This is a genomic window from Streptomyces sp. NPDC104371 (genome assembly GCF_055583785.1).
Genome location: NZ_JBVJNF010000004.1, coordinates 457,731 through 476,169 on the forward strand (window position 1 = coordinate 457,731; position 18,439 = coordinate 476,169).

Here is an 18,439-nt window from a genome sequence, read left to right on the forward strand (position 1 = left end):
TAGCACCCCAGCGATGTCCGCATGGTGGAACGAGCTATCCGTCTCCCGGAATAGGCTCCATCATCTGAACTGCACGGAATCACGCACTCCACGCAGAGGGCCAACGTCGTCCCTCGGCACCAGCACATGCCACGACGACGACGGGAGAGCCGATGCGTACGCCGCGCCAGCCGTCCCAGCACTCCGCGACGGACCGCACGACCTGGTCCTTCATGGATGCCCGCCCTGCCGCGCAGGGTATGTACGACCCCCGCGACGAGCACGACGCCTGTGGTGTCGGTTTCGTAGCGACCCTCACCGGTGAGGCGAGCCACACGCTGGTCGAGCAGGCGCTCACCGTGCTGCGCAACCTCGAGCACCGCGGCGCCACGGGCAGCGAGCCCGACTCCGGTGACGGCGCAGGCATCCTCTCCCAGGTCCCCGACGCCTTCTTCCGCGAGGTGGCCGGATGCGAGCTGCCCGAGGCGGGCGCCTACGCGGTCGGCATCGCCTTCCTGCCCACGTCCGGCACCGACGAGGCCGTCGCCCGGATCGAGGCCATCGCCGCGGACGAGGGCCTGACCGTCCTCGGCTGGCGCACGGTCCCCGTCGCCCCCGAGCTGCTCGGCGCCACCGCCCGCTCGACGATGCCCCACCTGCGCCAGCTCTTCGTGAGCGACGGTGTGCGCACCGGCATCGACCTGGACCGCAAGGCGTTCGCGCTGCGCAAGCGCGCCGAGCGCGAGGCCGGCGTGTACTTCCCGTCGCTGTCCGCCCGCACGATCGTCTACAAGGGCATGCTGACCACCGGCCAGCTCGAACCCTTCTTCCCGGACCTGTCCGACCGCCGCTTCGCCACCGCGATCGCGCTGGTCCACTCGCGCTTCTCGACCAACACCTTCCCGAGCTGGCCGCTCGCCCACCCGTACCGCTTCGTCGCACACAACGGCGAGATCAACACGGTCAAGGGCAACCGCAACTGGATGCGCGCCCGCGAGTCACAACTGCTGTCCGAGCTGTTCGGGCCGGGGGAGAGGCTGGCGCGGCTCTTCCCGATCTGCACCCCCGACGCCTCCGACTCCGCGTCCTTCGACGAGGTCCTGGAACTCCTGCACCTCGGCGGACGCTCCCTGCCGCACTCCGTGCTGATGATGATCCCGGAGGCCTGGGAGAACCACGCCTCCATGGACCCGGCCCGGCGCGCGTTCTACGAGTTCCACTCCACGATGATGGAGCCCTGGGACGGCCCGGCCTGCGTCACCTTCACCGACGGCACCCAGGTCGGCGCCGTACTGGACCGCAACGGGCTGCGCCCCGGCCGCTACTGGGTCACCGACGACGGTCTGGTCGTCCTCGGCTCCGAGGTCGGCATCCTGGACATCGAGCCGTCCCGGGTCGTCCGCAAGGGGCGGTTGCAGCCCGGCCGGATGTTCCTCGTCGACACCGCCGAGCACCGCATCATCGAGGACGAGGAGATCAAGGCGACCCTCGCCGCCCAGCAGCCCTACCAGGAGTGGCTCCAGGCCGGGGAGATCGAGCTGGGCGACCTGCCCGAGCGCGAGCACATCGTCCACACCCACGCCTCGGTCACCCGCCGCCAGCAGACCTTCGGCTACACCGAGGAGGAGCTGCGTGTCCTCCTCGCGCCGATGGCCAAGACCGGCGCCGAGCCCATCGGCTCCATGGGCACGGACTCGCCGATCGCCGCGCTGTCCGAGCGCCCCCGGCTGCTCTTCGACTACTTCACCCAGCTCTTCGCGCAGGTCACCAACCCGCCGCTGGACGCGATCCGCGAGGAGCTGGTCACCTCGCTGCGCTCGTCGCTGGGCCCGCAGGGCAATCTGCTGGAGCCGACCGCCGCGTCCTGCCGCAGCGTCGTCCTGCCCTTCCCGGTCATCGACAACGACGAGCTGGCCAAGCTGATCCACATCAACGCCGACGGCGACATGCCCGGGATGAAGGCCGCCACGCTCTCCGGTCTCTACCGGGTCTTCGGCGGCGGTGCCGCCCTCGCCGCGCGCATCGAGACGATCTGCGCCGAGGCCGACGCCGCGATCGACAACGGCGCCCGGCTGATCGTCCTCTCCGACCGCCACTCGGACGCCGAGCACGCGCCGATCCCGTCGCTGCTGCTCACCGCGGCCGTCCACCACCACCTCATCCGCACCAAGCAGCGCACCCAGGTGGGCCTGCTGGTCGAGGCCGGTGACGTCCGCGAGGTCCACCATGTCGCCCTGCTCATCGGCTACGGCGCCGCCGCCGTCAACCCGTACCTCGCGATGGAGTCCGTCGAGGACCTGGTCCGCGCGGGCACGTTCCTGCCGGGCATCGAGTCCGAGAAGGCCCTGCGCAACCTGATCCACGCCCTCGGCAAGGGCGTGCTGAAGGTCATGTCCAAGATGGGCATCTCGACCGTCGCCTCCTACCGCGGCGCCCAGGTCTTCGAGGCCGTCGGCCTGGCGGACGGCTTCGTCGCCACGTACTTCGACGGCACGGCCACCAAGATCGGCGGTGTCGGCCTCGACGTCATCGCCCAGGAGGTCGCCGCCCGCCACGCCAAGGCCTACCCCGCCTCCGGTATCGCCCCCGCGCACCGCGCGCTGGAGATCGGCGGCGAGTACCAGTGGCGCCGCGAGGGCGAACCGCACCTCTTCGACCCCGAGACGGTCTTCCGCCTCCAGCACGCCACCCGCACCGGCCGCTACGACGTCTTCCGCCAGTACACCTCGCGCGTGAACGAGCAGTCCGAGCGGCTGATGACCCTGCGCGGTCTGTTCGGCTTCGCCTCCGGACGCGAGCCGATCCCGCTCGACGAGGTCGAGCCCGTCTCCGAGATCGTCCGGCGCTTCTCCACGGGCGCCATGTCGTACGGCTCCATCTCCCAGGAGGCGCACGAGACGCTCGCGCTCGCCATGAACCGGCTGGGCGCCAAGTCCAACACCGGCGAGGGCGGCGAGGACGCCGAGCGCCTGTACGACCCTGCGCGCCGCTCGGCGATCAAGCAGGTGGCCTCCGGCCGCTTCGGTGTGACCTCCGAGTACCTGGTCAACGCGGACGACATCCAGATCAAGATGGCCCAGGGCGCCAAGCCCGGCGAGGGCGGCCAACTGCCCGGCCACAAGGTGTACCCCTGGGTGGCCAGGACCCGGCACTCGACGCCGGGCGTGGGGCTCATCTCCCCGCCGCCGCACCACGACATCTACTCCATCGAGGACCTCGCCCAGCTCATCCATGACCTCAAGAACGCCAACCCCGCGGCCCGCATCCATGTGAAGCTGGTCTCCGAGGTCGGGGTCGGCACGGTCGCCGCGGGCGTCTCCAAGGCGCACGCCGACGTCGTCCTGATCTCCGGGCACGACGGCGGCACCGGCGCCTCCCCGCTGACCTCCCTCAAGCACGCGGGCGGACCCTGGGAACTCGGCCTCGCCGAGACCCAGCAGACGCTGCTGCTCAACGGGTTGCGCGACCGTATCGTCGTCCAGACCGACGGCCAGTTGAAGACCGGCCGCGACGTCGTCATCGCCGCCCTGCTCGGCGCCGAGGAGTTCGGTTTCGCGACCGCGCCGCTCGTCGTCTCCGGCTGCGTCATGATGCGCGTCTGCCATCTGGACACCTGCCCGGTCGGCATCGCCACCCAGAACCCGGTGCTGCGCGAGCGCTTCACCGGCAAGGCCGACCACATCGTGAACTTCTTCCAGTTCATCGCCGAGGAGGTCCGCGAGCTGCTGGCCGAACTGGGCTTCCGCTCCCTGGAGGAGGCCGTCGGCCACGCCGAGGTCCTCGACGTACGGCGGGCCGTCGACCACTGGAAGGCGCAAGGGCTGGACCTGGAGCCGCTGTTCCACGTGCCCGACCTGCCGAAGGGCGCCGTACGCCACCAGGTCATCGCCCAGGACCACGGACTCCAGAAGGCGCTCGACAACGAGCTGATCAAGCTCGCCGCCGACGCCCTGGCCGCGGGCTCGGCGGCCGAGGCCCAGCCGGTGCGCGCCCACGTCCCGATCCGCAACATCAACCGCACGGTCGGCACCATGCTCGGCCACGAGGTGACGAAGAAGTTCGGCGGCGCGGGTCTGCCCGACGACACGATCGACATCACCTTCACCGGCTCGGCGGGCCAGTCCTTCGGCGCGTTCCTGCCGCGCGGCATCACGCTGCGCCTGGAGGGCGACGCCAACGACTACGTCGCCAAGGGCCTGTCCGGCGGCCGGGTCGTCGTCCGCCCGGACCGCGGCGCCGAGCACCTCGCCGAGTACGCGACGATCGCGGGCAACACCATCGCCTACGGCGCGACCGGCGGCGAGCTGTTCCTGCGCGGCAGCACGGGCGAGCGGTTCTGTGTCCGCAACTCCGGTGCGCTGGTGGTCGCGGAGGGCGTGGGCGACCACGGCTGCGAGTACATGACCGGCGGGCACGCGGTCGTGCTCGGCGAGACCGGCCGCAACTTCGCGGCCGGGATGTCCGGCGGCATCGCCTACGTCCTCGATCTGGACCGCGACCACGTCAACGTCGGCAACCAGGACGCCGTCGAGGCCCTGGACGACACCGACCGGCAGTGGCTGCACGACGTGGTGCGCCGCCACGCCGAGGAGACCGGCTCCACGGTCGCCGGGAAGCTCCTGGCCGAGTGGCCCGTGGCCGCGGGCCGCTTCAGCAAGATCATCCCCCGTACGTACAAGGCAGTGCTCGCCGCCAAGGACGCCGCCGAGCGAGCCGGTCTCTCCGAGACCGAGATCACCGAGAAGATGATGGAGGCGGCGACCCATGGCTGATCCCAAGGGCTTCCTGACGCACGGCCGCGAGGTCGCCGTGTCCCGTCCGGTGGACGAGCGCGTCAAGGACTGGAACGAGGTCTATGTCCCCGGCTCCCTGCTGCCGATCATCAGCACGCAGGCGAGCCGCTGCATGGACTGCGGTATCCCGTTCTGCCACAACGGCTGCCCGCTCGGGAACCTGATCCCCGAGTGGAACGACTTCGCCTACCGCGGCGACTGGTCGGCCGCCGCGGAACGGCTGCACGCGACCAACAACTTCCCCGAGTTCACCGGCCGGCTGTGCCCGGCTCCCTGTGAGTCGGCGTGTGTGCTCGGCATCGGGCGGCAGCCGGTCACCATCAAGAACGTCGAGGTCTCGATCATCGACAGGGCGTGGGACAGCGGTGCCGTGCGGCCGCGCGTGCCCGAGCGGCTGTCGGGCAAGACGGTCGCGGTCATCGGCTCGGGCCCGGCCGGTCTCGCCGCCGCCCAGCAGTTGACCCGGGCGGGCCACACGGTCGCGGTGTACGAGCGCGCGGACCGCGTCGGCGGTCTGCTGCGCTACGGCATCCCCGAGTTCAAGATGGAGAAGCGGCACATCAACCGCCGTATCGAGCAGATGCGCGCGGAGGGCACCCGGTTCCGTACGGGCGTCGAGATCGGCCGCGACATCACGGCGACGGACCTGCGCAAGCGCTACGACGCGGTGGTGATCGCGGCGGGCGCGACGACGGCCCGCGATCTGCCGGTCCCCGGCCGTGAACTCATGGGCGTGTACCAGGCGATGGAGTATCTGCCGCTGTCCAACAAGGTCCAGGAGGGCGACTACGTCACCGCGCCCGTCTCGGCCGAGGGCAAGCATGTCGTCGTGATCGGCGGCGGTGACACGGGCGCCGACTGCGTGGGCACCGCCCACCGCCAAGGCGCGGCCTCCGTCACGCAGTTGGAGATCATGCCCCGCCCGAACGACGAGCGGCACCCGGTCGACCAGCCCTGGCCGACCTTCCCGATCCTCTACAAGGTGACCTCGGCCCACGAGGAGGGCGGCGAGCGCGTCTACGCGGCGGCCACCACCCACTTCGAGGGCGACGAGGACGGGCAGGTGCAGTGGCTGCATCTGGCCGAGGTCGAGTTCGTGGACGGCAGGCCGGTCCACAAGCCCGGCACCGAGCGGAAGATCCCGGCCCAACTGGTCACCCTGGCCATGGGGTTCACCGGCACCGACCAGCACAACGGACTGGTCGACCAGTTCGGCCTGGAGCTGGACGCGCGCGGCAACATCGCGCGCGACGCGGACTTCGCGACGAACGTCCCCGGCGTGTTCGTGGCGGGCGACGCCGGCCGCGGCCAGTCCCTCATCGTGTGGGCCATCGCCGAGGGCCGCTCGGCGGCGCGCGGCGTCGACCGCTTCCTCACCGGCGCGAGCGACCTGCCGGCCCCGATCCGCCCGACGGACCGCTCGCTCATGGTCTGACGCATCCTGACGGCGCCTGCCCACCCGGTCCCCGACCGGACCACCGGGCAGGCGCCGCCGCGCGTGCCGGACCGCCGCTCAAGGGTGACCGGATCCCGCCGTCCCCCCTCTTGGTCCGCGCCGCCCGCCGTGCCACTCTGAAGTGAAGCGTGGGGGAGGCGTTCCATGGACGACGGCCTACGAACGGTGAACGACCCGGCGGGCAGCGGGAGTTCGCGACGCGGACGCCCGGTGGGCAAGGGCGAGCGGCTCGCCGACTGGACCGACGGCCGCCTCGGCACACACCGGTCCGCCAACTACCTGATGCGCAAGGTGTTCCCGGACCACTGGTCCTTCATGCTGGGCGAGGTCTGTCTCTACAGCTTCCTCGTCCTCATCCTCACCGGCATCTATCTCACACTGTTCTTCGAACCGAGCAGCGCCGAGGTCGTCTACCACGGCTCCTACAACCCGCTGGGCGGCGTCCTCATGACCCGGGCGTACGAGTCGACGCTGCACATCAGCTTCGACGTACGCGGCGGGCTGCTCATCCGGCAGATCCACCACTGGGCGGCCCTCGTCTTCGTCGCCGGGATGCTCATCCACATGATGCGGGTGTTCTTCACCGGCGCCTTCCGCAAGCCCCGCGAGGTGAACTGGCTGTTCGGCTGGACCCTGCTGTTCCTCGCCCTGATCACCGGCCTCACCGGCTACTCGCTGCCCGACGACCTGCTCTCCGGCACCGGCGTCCGCTTCGCCCAGGGCGCCATCCTGTCCGTACCGGTCATCGGCACGTATCTCGCGTTCTTCCTCTTCGGCGGCGAGTTCCCGGGCCACGACATCATCCCGCGGTTCTTCCCGATCCATGTGCTGCTGCTGCCCGGGATCATGCTCGGCCTGGTCGTCGCCCATCTGATCCTGGTCTTCTACCACAAGCACACCCAGTACCCCGGGCCCGGACGCGACGAGAAGAGCGTGGTGGGCATGCCGCTCATGCCCGTCTACACCGCCAAGGCCGGTGGGTTCTTCTTCCTCGTCTTCGGTGTGCTGGCGCTTCTCGGCGGGATCGCCACCATCAACCCCGTCTGGTCCTTCGGGCCCTACCGGCCCGATCTGGTCACCACCGGAGCGCAGCCCGACTGGTATCTCGGCTTCTCCGAGGGCCTGATCCGGGTGATGCCGGGATGGGAGATCAACGCCTGGGGACACACCCTCCAACTGGGCGTCTTCATCCCCTTCATGCTCTTCCCGCTCATCATGCTCGCCATCGGCGTCTACCCCTTCGTCGAGGCATGGGTGACCGGGGACAAGCGCGAACACCACATCCTGGACCGGCCGCGCAACGTCCCCGTGCGCACCGCCCTCGGCGTGGCCTGGCTCTCGCTGTACGCGGTACTGCTCGTGGGCGGCGGCAACGACCTGTGGGCCACCCACTTCCACCTCTCCATCAACGCGATCACCTGGTTCGTCCGCATCGCGTTCTTCGTCGTACCCGTCCTCGCGTTCGTCCTCACCAAACGGATCTGCCTCGGGCTCCAACGCCGCGACCACGACAAGGTGATGCACGGCCGGGAGACCGGCGTCATCAAGCGGCTCCCGAACGGCGGGTACGTCGAGGTCCATGAACGCCTCACCCCGGAGCGGCTGTTCACCCTCACCCAGCACGAGCAGGCACCGCCGTACGAGATCGGACCGCTCGTCGACGCGAACGGGGTCACCCGGCAGGTCGGGCGCGCCCACCGGCTGCGCGCCCGCCTCGCCAGGGCGCTGTACGGACCGCGGGCCCGCATCCCCAAGCCGACGGTGGAGGAGTACCGCGAACTCACGACCAAGGGCGACCACCACTGAACGTCAGGTGTCGCACTCCAGCACCGTCCGGCACAGCCCGCACCGCGCCCGCACCCGCCCGCGCACCGGCACCCTGATCCGCTGCCCGCACGTCGGGCACGGGAAGGAGACGCTCAGCGGGCCGTCGCCGTCGGCCCGCGTGAAGGCGTACGGGACATCGGGACGCGGGCCGGAGCCGGAGTACTCCTGGGCATGGCGGCGGTCCCTGGCATAGCGGCGGCGGCCCGCCCACCCGGCCGCCGTCAGCGGCGGCTGCTGCTCGTCGCGGCGGGCCAGCGCCAGGCCCTTCGTGTACGCCGTGTACGCCTGCGGGCTCGTGAACCAGATCGCCGGGTCCTCGTCGAACAGCAGCGCCCGCTTGGCCAGGACGTAACCGAACTCCTCCGGGGTGAGATAGCCCAGCTTCTGCGACGTCAGCGCGTCCTCGCGGAAGGCGTCCAGCAGCAGCCAGCCCGCGCCCAGATACGTCGTCGCCGTGTCGGTCAGGATCTCGTTGTCGCGCGTCCCGGGGAACGACAGGTCCAGGCGGTGCAGGTAGACATGCATCACCTCGTGCGCGAGAGCCGCGCCGATGTCCCGCCGATGCGTACGGAACCGGTCGTTCAGTTCGATGAAGTACTCGGGCCCCGCGGCGAGTTCGACGTTCGCCGCATGGGTCATCTCACGGAAGCTCACGATCATCCGGGCGTCCGGCAGCCGGTAGTGCCGCACCAGCTCCCGCGCCACCCGCTGGGTGCCCAGATACAGATCGTCCTGATCGCAGAACGCCACATCGGCCGGGGCCACACTCGTCGCGAAGGTCCGCACCGTGTCGTACGAGAGCCGCCTGTACAACGCCGTGATCGCCGCCCGCACCGTGTCCAGATGCGGAAACCCGTGCTCGACCGGACCGCCGTTCGCCACGCCCGCACCCCCAAAGACGCCCGCACTGCCTCCCACTGTAGACGCGCCCGCACCCGAGAGCCGGGCGCACACGGCCACCACGGACAACGGCACCACCCACGGACGATCCGGACTGTGGACACCGAGGATCAGGGCGCCCCGCACACCCTAAGCTGGTCCCTCATGACCCCCCGCGACACCGCCGCCCCGGACGCCGACCCCGCCGTCCGTGCCGAACTCGCCCGGCTGCGCGACAGCATCGACAACATCGACGCCGCCCTCGTCCATATGCTCGCCGAACGCTTCAAGTGCACCCAGCAGGTCGGCCACCTCAAGGCCGCGCACCAGTTGCCGCCCGCCGACCCCGCGCGCGAGGCCGCCCAGATCGCCCGGCTGCGCAGGCTCGCCGAGAGCGCCAAGCTCGACCCCGCCTTCGCCGAGAAGCTGCTCAACTTCATCATCGCCGAGGTGATCCGGCACCATGAGCGGATCGCGGAGGACACCGCCGACGGGAAGTGACCCCCCGCGCTCCCGGACCCCGCGCCCTCGTGCCCCGTCCGACGCATCGGCGCGGACGGCGGCCGCAGGCCGTGTACCGGACCGCCCCTGTGCCCCGCGGGCGGCGTCAGGCAGCATGTCCCCATGTCCGTACTGACGCGCGATGAAGCGCAGACCCGTGCCCGGCTCCTCGACGTCCACCGTTACGAGATCGCCCTCGACCTGACCCGAGGCGACGAGACCTTCGACTCCCGTACCCTCATCCAGTTCACGGTGCGCGGGGACCGGGCCGCGGACACCTTCGTGGAGTTCAAGCCCGCCGAACTGCGCAGCGCCACCCTCGACGGCGCACCACTGGACCCCGCCACCCTCACCGACAACCGGCTGCCGCTGAAGGACCTCACGCCGGGCCCGCACGAACTGCGCGTCGACGTGGCCATGCACTACTCGCGCACCGGCGAGGGCATGCACCGCTTCACCGACCCCACCGACGGCGAGACGTACGCCTACACCCAGTTGTTCATGCACGACGTCCAACGCGTCTTCGCCGCCTTCGACCAGCCCGACCTCAAGGCCGTCTTCGACCTGACCGTGACCGCGCCCGACGGCTGGAGCGTCCTCGCCAACGGCATCACCACCCACCAGGGCGACGGCACCTGGCGCGCCGCGACCACCCCGCCCCTGTCCACCTACCTCATCGCCGTCGCCGCCGGACCCTGGCACTCCGTCCGTACCGAACACCGCGGCCTGCCCTTCGGCATCCACTGCCGCCGCTCCCTCGCCCCCCACCTCGACGCCGACGCGGACGAACTCTTCGAGATCACCCGCCAGTGCTACGACCGCTACCACGAGAAGTTCCAGGAGCCCTACCCCTTCGACTCCTACGACCAGGCGTTCGTCCCCGAGTTCAACTCCGGCGCCATGGAGAACCCCGGACTCGTCACCTTCCGCGACGAGTTCGTCTACCGCTCCGCCGTCACCGACACCGAGCGCCAGACCCGCGCCATGGTCATCGCCCACGAGATGGCCCACATGTGGTTCGGCGACCTCGTCACCCTGCGCTGGTGGGACGACATCTGGCTGAACGAGTCCTTCGCCGAGTACATGGGCTACCAGACCCTCACCGAAGCCACCCGCTTCACCGACACCTGGACCGACTTCGCCGTCGCCCGCAAGTCCTGGGGATACGACGCCGACCAGCGCGTCTCCACCCACCCCGTCGCCCCCGAAGCCGTCGAGGACACCGCCGCCGCGCTCCTCAACTTCGACGGCATCTCCTACGCCAAGGGCGCCTCCGCGCTGCGTCAACTCGTCGCCTGGCTCGGCGAGAAGGACTTCCTCGCGGGGATCAACACCCACTTCGCGCGCCACCGCTTCGGCAACGCCGCCCTCGCCGACTTCATCGACTCCCTCGCGAGCGTCACCGACCGCGACGTCCACGCCTGGGCCGACGCCTGGCTGCGCACCACCGGCGTCGACACCCTCACCCCGCGGCTCACCCAGGCCGCCGACGGCACCTGCGCCCTCACCGTCGACCACGACGGCAGCCGCCCGCACCGCATCACCGTAGGCCTCTACGACCGCCACCTCCCCGACGGCGCCCTCACCCTGCGCGAACGCCTCGACCTCGACATCCCGCAGACCGCACCGCTCCGCCTCGGCAAGCGCCCCGCCCTGCTCCTCCTCAACGACGGCGACCTCACCTACGCCAAGATCCGCTTCGACCCCGACTCCTTCACCGCCGTCCGCGGGGCCCTGTCCACCCTGCCCGACCCCCTCACCCGGGCCGTCATCTGGAACGCCCTGCGCGACGCCGTCCGCGACGGCGACCTCCCCGCCACCACCTACCTGGAGACGGCCCGCGCCCACCTGCCCCACGAGAGCGACCTCGCCGTCGTCAACGGCGTCCTCGCCTTCGCCCGCGCCCACGTCGCCGACCGCTACCTCACCCCCGACCAGCGGCCCGCCGCCCTCGCCACCCTCACCGACCTGTGCCGCGACCTCATCCGCCGCACCGAGGACGGCTCCCACCCCGGGCTGCGCCTGATCGCCGTACGCCACTTCATCGACGACGCCGCCCACCCCGACACCCTCGCCGCCTGGCTCGCCGACGGCACCGTCCCCGGCGGCCCCGAACTCGACCCCGAACTGCGCTGGCGCACCCTCGCCCGCCTCGCCGTCCTCGGCGCCGTGGACGAGAGCGCGATCGCCGAGGAACTCGAGCGCGACCCCAGCGCCACCGGCCAGGAGGGCGCCGCCCGCTGCCGCGCCGCCCTGCCCGACCCCGCGAGCAAGCGGCGCGCCTGGGACGCGATGTTCACCACCGACGACCTGTCCAACTACCTGTTCACCGCCACCGCCGAGGGCTTCTGGCAGCCCGAACAGGCCGAACTCCTCGGGGAGTACGCCGACCGCTTCTGGGCCGACGCCCCCGCCCTCGCCGCCCGACGCGGCCCCGCCATGGCCGCCGCCGCGGGCCGTTGGGCCTTCCCCCGCCACGCCGCCCGCCCTGACATGCTCCGCCAGGGCGAACAGTGCCTGAGCGAAGCCGACCCGATCCCCGCCCTGCGCCGTCGCCTCGTCGACGAACTGGACGACCTGGCACGGGTGTTGCGCGTACGCGAGGCGTAGACACCGTGAGCCGGCCGGGCCCCGGAGGCCCGGCCGGCCCCTCTGCGCCGCCTGGGGAGTACCTCCTTCGGGTCTGATCATGGCTGCCGTCTGGCGATCCGAACTCCCCGCCGTGCAGGCTTGGTTCTCCCGTCGCGCGCCAGGGAGGACCACCCCCCATGAGCCTTCCGTCTCTCGCCTCCGGACCCGAAGGGCCGGACGCACTACGCCCGTTGCTCGCCACCGTCCTCGACGCCCTGGCCGAAGGCGCCCGCGCGCGCGGCGGACCACTGCCCGCGGGCGGGCCGCGGGCCGTCGCCGCGCGGCTGCGCTCCGCCGTCGGCGAGGTCCTCCCGGCCGAGGGCGACCCGGACGCCGTCCACACCCTCGTCCGCGCCCTCGCCGAAGGCGCCGCCGACCCCGCCGACCCCCTGTGCGCGGCCCATCTGCACGGCCCGCCCCTCGCCGTCGCCACCGCCGCCGACCTCGCCGCCTCGGCCCTCAACCCCTCCCTGGACTCCTGGGACCAGGCCCCGGCCGCCTCGGAGTTGGAGGCCCTCGTCACCCAGGCCCTCGCCCAGGAGACCGGCGCCGCCGACGCCCTCGTCACCACCGGCGGCACCGAATCCAACCTCCTGGCCCTTCTCCTCGCCCGCGAGACCCTCGGCCCCGTCCGCCTCGTCTGCTCGACCGCCGCCCACCACTCCCTGCCCCGCGCCGCCTGGCTCCTCGGCCTGCCCGCACCCGTCCTCGTCCCCGCCCCGCACGGCACCCTCGACCCCGCCGCCCTCGACCACACCCTCACCACCCTGACCGGGCCCGTCCTCGTCGCCGCCACCGCAGGCACCACCGACGCCGGACTCATCGACCCGCTGCCCGCCCTCGCCGACCTCTGCGCCACCCACGGCGCCCGCCTCCACATCGACGCCGCCTACGGAGGCGGACTCCTCTTCAGCGACCGCCACCGCCCCGCGCTCACCGGCCTCGACCGCGCCCACACCGTCACCCTCGACCTGCACAAGCTCGGCTGGCAGCCCGTCGCCGCCGGACTCCTCACCGTCCGCGACCCCCACGACCTGCGCGCCCTCCACCACCGCGCCGACTACCTCAGCGCCGCCGACGACACCGAAGCGGGCCTCCCCGACCTCCTCGGCCGCTCCCTGCGCACCACCCGCCGCCCCGACATCCTCAAGATCGCCGTCACCCTCAAGACCCTCGGCCGCAGCGGACTCGGCGCCCTCGTCGACCAGGTCTGCGCCCGCGCACACGAACTCGCCGACCTCATCGAGGCCCACCCCACCCTCGAACTCCACGCCCGACCCGCCATCAGCACCGTCCTGTTCCGACCCACCGGCGCCCCCGACGACACCGTCGCCGCCCTCCGCCGCACCCTCCTGCACGACGGCCGCGCCGTCCTCGGCCGCGCCCGGCTCGACGGCCGCCTCTGGCTCAAGGCCACCCTCCTCAACCCCCACACCCGCCCCGGCGACCTGGCCGCCCTCCTGAAACTGGCAGAAGGAAGCACCCCCCGATGACCAACCCCCCACCGCACCACCCCGCACCACCCCACGACCTCATCGGCATCGGCGTCGGCCCGTTCAACCTCTCCCTCGCCGCCCTCGCCCACCCCCTCACCCACCTCTCCACCGCCTTCTACGAACAACGCCCCCGCTTCGACTGGCACCCCGGCCTCCTCATCGACGGCGCCACCCTCCAAGTCCCCTTCCTCGCCGACCTGGTGACCCTCGCCGACCCCACCAGCCCCTGGACCTTCCTCAACCACCTCAAGACCCGCGAACGCCTCTTCCCCTTCTACTTCGCCGAGCGCTTCCACATCCCCCGCGCCGAATACGACGCCTACTGCCGCTGGGTCGCCGACAGCCTCCCCTCGCTCCACTTCGGCCACCAGGTCGAGGCCGTCCGCTGGAACCCCCGAAGCGCCCTGTTCGACGTCGACTTCACCCAGCTCGACATCGACGGCACCGCCACCTCCCTCGGCCGCGCCCACGCCCGCAACATCGTCCTCGGTATCGGCACCGCACCCCATGTGCCCGAACCCCTGCGGCCCCTCGTCGACGCCCCCGACGCCCTCGTCCTCCACGCCGCCGACTACCTCAGGCACCGCGAGAGCCTCCTGGCCGCCGAGCACATCACCGTCGTCGGCGCCGGACAGTCGGGCGCCGAGATCTTCCTCGACCTGCTGCGCCACCGGCCCACCGGCCACGAGAAGATGCACTGGCTCGCCCGCACCGAGGCCTTCGCCCCCATGGAGTACTCCAAGCTCGGCCTGGAGCACTTCACCCCCGACTACACCCGCTATTTCCACGGCCTCGCCGAATCCGTACGCGACCGCCTCGTCCCCGCGCAATGGCAGCTCCACAAGGGCATCGACGCGGGCACCCTCGCCGCCCTCCACGACGAGCTGTACCGCCGCACCCTGCACGGCAGTTGGCCCGACACCGTCCTCACCCCGGGCGTCCGCGTGCACACCGCCGAGCGCACCCCCGGCGGAGCGATCCGACTCGACCTGGAACACAGCCAGCAGGGCACCCGCTCCCGCCTCACCACCCACGCCGTCGTCCTCGCCACCGGCTACCGCCAACGGCCCCCGGACCGCGTCCTCGCCGGGCTCGCCCCCCACCTGCACCGCGACCGCAGCCGACGCCCGCGCATCGACGAGCGGTTCCGCCTGGTCCTCGACCCCGCCATCACCGGGTCCGTCTACGTCCAGAACGCCGAACTCCACACCCACGGCGTCGGCGCCCCCGACCTCGGCCTCGCCGCCTGGCGCAGCGCCACCATCCTCAACTCCCTCACCGGCACGGAGCATTACCCCCAGCCCCGGCGAACCGCCTTCACCACCTTCGGACTTCACCAGGAGGCCGTACCCGACGCACCCGACCACACCACCGAAGCCCTCATCGACCAGACCTGAACACCCCCGAACACGCCGAGGGTCCGGCCGAACCCGGCCGGACCCTCGACAGCTCATCAGAACCTTGGGACTAGAACATCGGCGTACCGTTCCGCGTCAGCTTCCAGTCCACCGACGCGAAGTCCTTCGGGTCCAGCACGCCCTTCGCGGTCACCCACTCCGCGATCCGCGTCCGGATCTCCGTCGACTCCGACCACAGCTCCTTCGCCGACGCCACGTACGGGAACGCGCCACCACCGTTCGCCCGGTAGTTGTTCACCGCGAACACGAACTCCTGCGCGTCGTCCAGCGGCGCGCCGTCGAAGGTCAGGTTCTTGATCCGCGAACCCGCCGGCTGCGCCACGTCGATGTCGTACGCAAGCCCCGACACATAGTCGTAGTTGTAGTCGGGCCGGTTGTTCGCGTTCGTCAGCTTCTCCACGTCCACCGGCGCGTCCGCCGCCGTCTGCACGAAGTACTCCGCCGAGTACTCCAGGTACGCGCGCACCTGCGCACCCGTCATCAACTTCGCGACCAGCGTGTTGTCGTACACATACAGGCTCGACAGATCCCGGATCGTCACATCACCGGCCGGGATCTCCGACGTACGCGAGAACGGCGACGCCTGCGAGAGCACCGGCAGCGACGCGTACGCGCCACCCGCCAACGCCTCCGTGACCACGTCCTCCTGGACCTTGTTGATCAGATCGATGATCGAGGCGTCCTGGTAGCGGGCGTCGACCGTCGTCAGCGTCTCCGTCGCCTGGCCCACGACCTGGTTGACGTACGTCACCACGGCCTCGTGCTGCTTCGCCAACAGCCGGGTGATCTGCGGGTCGTCGGCCACCGTCTTGGAGTCGCGCAGCGACGCCGCCACCGACTCCACCCGCCAACTGCCCTTCTCGAAGACCAGGTCGATGTCGAACAGCGCCAACCGCTCGGCGAAGCACAGCGGTTCCGACAGCACGACCGTCTTCCCCGTCGCCTCGTTGGTGACCTTCAGCTCCGGGATCTCCAGATGCGCGTGGCCGACCAGGATCGCGTCGATCCCGGGCACCTGCCGGGCCACGTTCGCCGCGGCGTTCTCGACGTACGGGACCTGGTCGCCGTACGAGGACGTCCCGTCCGTACCCGAGTGCGCCGACACGATGACCACGTCCGCACCCATCGACCGCAGCTTCGGCACCCACTTCGCCGCCTGCTCCTCCAGCCCCGGGAACGTCAACTTCCCCTGTACGTACGCCTTGTCCCAGATCGCGATACCCGGGTTCGTCAGCCCCAGCACCGCGACGGTCACCGGCGCCCCGCCCTTCACATGGAACTTCTTCATGAAGTACGGCGCGAAGGCGGGCTTCAGCGTCTTCGCGTCCAGCGCGTTCGCGCCGAGCAGCGGGAAGTCGCACTGCGACTCGAACTTCCGCAGCGTCTCGATGCCGTAGTTGAACTCGTGGTTGCCGAGCGCCACCGCGTCATAGCCGATCGCGTTCATCGCCCGCGCCATCGGGTGCACCGGGCCGCCCTTGGCCGTGATCGGGTCGACCTTCGCGTAGTAGTACGTCAGCGGGGTGCCCTGGATCGTGTCACCCGCGTCCAGCAGCAGGGTGTTCTCCCGGCCCTTCTCCGCGCGGACCTGCTTGACCAGCGTCGAGATCCGCGACAGGCCCGTCGCGTTGCCCGCCGCGTCCGTGTACTCGGCGTCCTTGAAGTAGTCCCAGTTGACCGCGTGGCCATGGAGGTCGGTGGTGCCCATCACGGTCAGCGAGTGCCGCTTGGGGCCCTTCTTCGGCGCGGCCTGCGCGGCCGGAGCCGCCACGGCACCGGTCAGCGCCACCCCCGCCCCGGTCACGGCGGAACTCTTCAGGAACGTACGGCGGTTGAACGGCATACTGGTGACTCCTTGCGGAAACGGTCAATGACGCGCGTAGATTGTGGTCCCGTCACCACCACGCGCAACAGCCCCAGAAGGTTGCGATCTGGTGACCACCAGACGAGCAGTGACGGACCATCAGCGCGCGAGCGCCAACTCCCCGTCCACTACCAGTCGGTAAGGCCTAGGGTCGAACCATGCGCCGAGCGAAGATCGTCTGTACCCTGGGGCCCGCCACCGACTCGTACCACCAGATCAAGGACCTGGTCGAAGCCGGAATGGACATCGCCCGCTTCAACCTCAGCCACGGCAGCCATGCCGACCATGAGGAGCGCTACCGGCACGTCCGCCAGGCCTCCGAGGAGACCGGCCGCACCGTCGGCGTCCTCGCCGACCTCCAGGGCCCCAAGATCCGACTCGGCCGCTTCACCGAAGGCCCCGTCCTCCTCGAACGCGGCGACACCTTCACCATCACCGTCGAAGAAGGCGCCGAGGGCGACCGCCACACCTGCGGAACCACCTACCCAGGACTCGCCACCGACGTCAGCCCCGGCGAACGCATCCTCGTCGACGACGGCAAGGTCGCCCTCGACGTCACCTCCGTCGACGGCCCCCTCGTCCACACCACCGTCGTCGAAGGCGGCATGGTCTCCGACCACAAGGGCCTCAACCTCCCCGGCGTCGCCGTCTCCGTCCCCGCGCTCTCCAAGAAGGACGAGGACGACCTGCGGTGGGCGCTGCGCACCGGCTGCGACGCCATCGCCCTCTCCTTCGTCCGCACCGGCAGGGACATCAAGGACGTCCACCGCGTCATGGACGAGGAGGGCCTGCGGCTCCCCGTGATCGCCAAGATCGAGAAGCCCCAGGCGGTCCAGAACATCGACGACATCGTGGCCGCGTTCGACGGCATCATGGTGGCGCGCGGTGACCTCGGCGTCGAAATGCCCCTGGAACAGGTCCCGATCGTCCAGAAGCGGGCCATCAAGCTCGCCCGGCGCAACGCCAAACCGGTCATCGTCGCCACGCAGATGCTCGACTCGATGATCGACAACTCCCGCCCCACCCGCGCCGAGGCCTCGGACGTGGCCAACGCGGTGATCGACGGCACGGACGCCGTGATGCTCTCCGGCGAGACCAGCGTCGGCAAGTACCCCGTGGAGACGGTCGCCACGATGGCCCGCATCGTCGAAGCGGCGGAGGAGGACATCCTCGCGGGCGGGCTGCCGCCCCTGACCGGCAACGACAAGCCCCGCACCCAGGGCGGCGCGGTCGCCCGCGCGGCGGCCGAGATCGGCGACTTCCTCGGCGCGAGGTTCCTCGTCGCCTTCACTCAGTCCGGCGACACCGCCCGCCGCCTGTCCCGCTACCGCTCCCCGATCCCCCTCCTCGCCTTCACCCCCACCCCGGCCACCCGCTCCCAACTCAACCTCACCTGGGGCGTGGAGACGTTCCTCGGCCCGCATGTCGACTCCACGGACGCGATGGTGGACCAGGTCGACGAACTGCTCCTGAAGCACGGCCGCTGCCGCCGAGGCGACGTGGTGATCATCACGGCAGGCTCCCCGCCCGGAGTATCAGGCTCCACGAACATGGTCCGCGTCCACCACATCGGCGAGGACGACGCTCCTCGATAG

The 18,439-nt window shown here is 70.9% G+C and carries 10 protein-coding genes; 8 read left to right on the forward strand and 2 right to left on the reverse strand.

The genetic code is table 11. The features are described from left to right. Positions 1 to 152 precede the first annotated feature (152 nt). The 3 genes from gltB to qcrB all read left to right on the forward strand — a co-directional run bounded on the left by gltB (position 153) and on the right by qcrB (position 8,034). Complete coding sequence (gene gltB, locus ACZ60T_RS16190) at positions 153 to 4,751, forward strand: glutamate synthase large subunit (RefSeq protein WP_469666432.1); 4,599 nt, start codon at positions 153 to 155, stop codon at positions 4,749 to 4,751. Then, positions 4,744 to 6,207, forward strand: coding sequence for a glutamate synthase subunit beta (locus ACZ60T_RS16195; protein ID WP_469666433.1), 1,464 nt, complete (start codon positions 4,744 to 4,746; stop codon positions 6,205 to 6,207). The genes gltB and ACZ60T_RS16195 overlap by 8 nt, the downstream gene beginning before the upstream one ends. A gap of 165 nt (positions 6,208 to 6,372) precedes the next feature. Beyond that, positions 6,373 to 8,034 carry a cytochrome bc1 complex cytochrome b subunit gene (qcrB, locus tag ACZ60T_RS16200; RefSeq protein ID WP_469666434.1) on the forward strand — a complete coding sequence of 554 codons (1,662 nt, stop codon included), beginning with the start codon at positions 6,373 to 6,375 and terminating at the stop codon, positions 8,032 to 8,034. 3 nt (positions 8,035 to 8,037) lie between these two features. Here qcrB and ACZ60T_RS16205 read toward each other — a convergent pair whose 3' ends face one another. Continuing rightward, on the reverse strand, positions 8,038 to 8,937 hold the full coding sequence (locus ACZ60T_RS16205) for a hypothetical protein (RefSeq protein WP_469666436.1): 900 nt from the start codon (positions 8,935 to 8,937) through the stop codon (positions 8,038 to 8,040). A gap of 162 nt (positions 8,938 to 9,099) precedes the next feature. Here ACZ60T_RS16205 and ACZ60T_RS16210 point away from each other — a divergent pair, with 162 nt between their 5' ends. The 4 genes from ACZ60T_RS16210 to ACZ60T_RS16225 all read left to right on the forward strand — a co-directional run bounded on the left by ACZ60T_RS16210 (position 9,100) and on the right by ACZ60T_RS16225 (position 14,959). Then, positions 9,100 to 9,435, forward strand: coding sequence for a chorismate mutase (locus ACZ60T_RS16210; protein ID WP_252421905.1), 336 nt, complete (start codon positions 9,100 to 9,102; stop codon positions 9,433 to 9,435). A gap of 123 nt (positions 9,436 to 9,558) precedes the next feature. Continuing rightward, positions 9,559 to 12,045, forward strand: a complete 2,487-nt coding sequence (gene pepN / locus ACZ60T_RS16215) for an aminopeptidase N (protein ID WP_469666437.1) — start codon at positions 9,559 to 9,561, stop codon at positions 12,043 to 12,045. Between the two features lie 158 nt (positions 12,046 to 12,203). Then, positions 12,204 to 13,559, forward strand: coding sequence for a pyridoxal phosphate-dependent decarboxylase family protein (locus tag ACZ60T_RS16220; protein WP_469666438.1), 1,356 nt, complete (start codon positions 12,204 to 12,206; stop codon positions 13,557 to 13,559). Then, positions 13,556 to 14,959 carry a lysine N(6)-hydroxylase/L-ornithine N(5)-oxygenase family protein gene (locus ACZ60T_RS16225; RefSeq protein ID WP_365620448.1) on the forward strand — a complete coding sequence of 468 codons (1,404 nt, stop codon included), beginning with the start codon at positions 13,556 to 13,558 and terminating at the stop codon, positions 14,957 to 14,959. Before ACZ60T_RS16220 ends, ACZ60T_RS16225 begins: the two co-directional genes overlap by 4 nt. Before the next feature lie 70 nt (positions 14,960 to 15,029). On the opposite strand, the gene ACZ60T_RS16230 is transcribed toward ACZ60T_RS16225, so the two are convergent. Further along, entirely contained in the window at positions 15,030 to 16,823 is a 1,794-nt protein-coding gene (locus ACZ60T_RS16230) for a 5'-nucleotidase C-terminal domain-containing protein (RefSeq protein ID WP_469666439.1), read from the reverse strand. Between the two features lie 179 nt (positions 16,824 to 17,002). Here ACZ60T_RS16230 and pyk point away from each other — a divergent pair, with 179 nt between their 5' ends. Further along, complete coding sequence (gene pyk, locus ACZ60T_RS16235) at positions 17,003 to 18,439, forward strand: pyruvate kinase (protein ID WP_469666440.1); 1,437 nt, start codon at positions 17,003 to 17,005, stop codon at positions 18,437 to 18,439.

What these genes read in the sequence shown, in the direction of transcription:
- ACZ60T_RS16210 (WP_252421905.1), top strand. Translation starts at nt 9,100, where the DNA reads ATGACCCCCCGCGACACCGCCGCCCCGGACGCCGACCCCGCCGTCCGT.
- ACZ60T_RS16230 (WP_469666439.1), bottom strand. Translation starts at nt 16,823, where the DNA reads ATGCCGTTCAACCGCCGTACGTTCCTGAAGAGTTCCGCCGTGACCGGG.
- pepN (WP_469666437.1), top strand. Translation starts at nt 9,559, where the DNA reads ATGTCCGTACTGACGCGCGATGAAGCGCAGACCCGTGCCCGGCTCCTC.
- ACZ60T_RS16195 (WP_469666433.1), top strand. Translation starts at nt 4,744, where the DNA reads ATGGCTGATCCCAAGGGCTTCCTGACGCACGGCCGCGAGGTCGCCGTG.
- ACZ60T_RS16220 (WP_469666438.1), top strand. Translation starts at nt 12,204, where the DNA reads ATGAGCCTTCCGTCTCTCGCCTCCGGACCCGAAGGGCCGGACGCACTA.
- qcrB (WP_469666434.1), top strand. Translation starts at nt 6,373, where the DNA reads ATGGACGACGGCCTACGAACGGTGAACGACCCGGCGGGCAGCGGGAGT.
- pyk (WP_469666440.1), top strand. Translation starts at nt 17,003, where the DNA reads ATGCGCCGAGCGAAGATCGTCTGTACCCTGGGGCCCGCCACCGACTCG.
- ACZ60T_RS16225 (WP_365620448.1), top strand. Translation starts at nt 13,556, where the DNA reads ATGACCAACCCCCCACCGCACCACCCCGCACCACCCCACGACCTCATC.
- gltB (WP_469666432.1), top strand. Translation starts at nt 153, where the DNA reads ATGCGTACGCCGCGCCAGCCGTCCCAGCACTCCGCGACGGACCGCACG.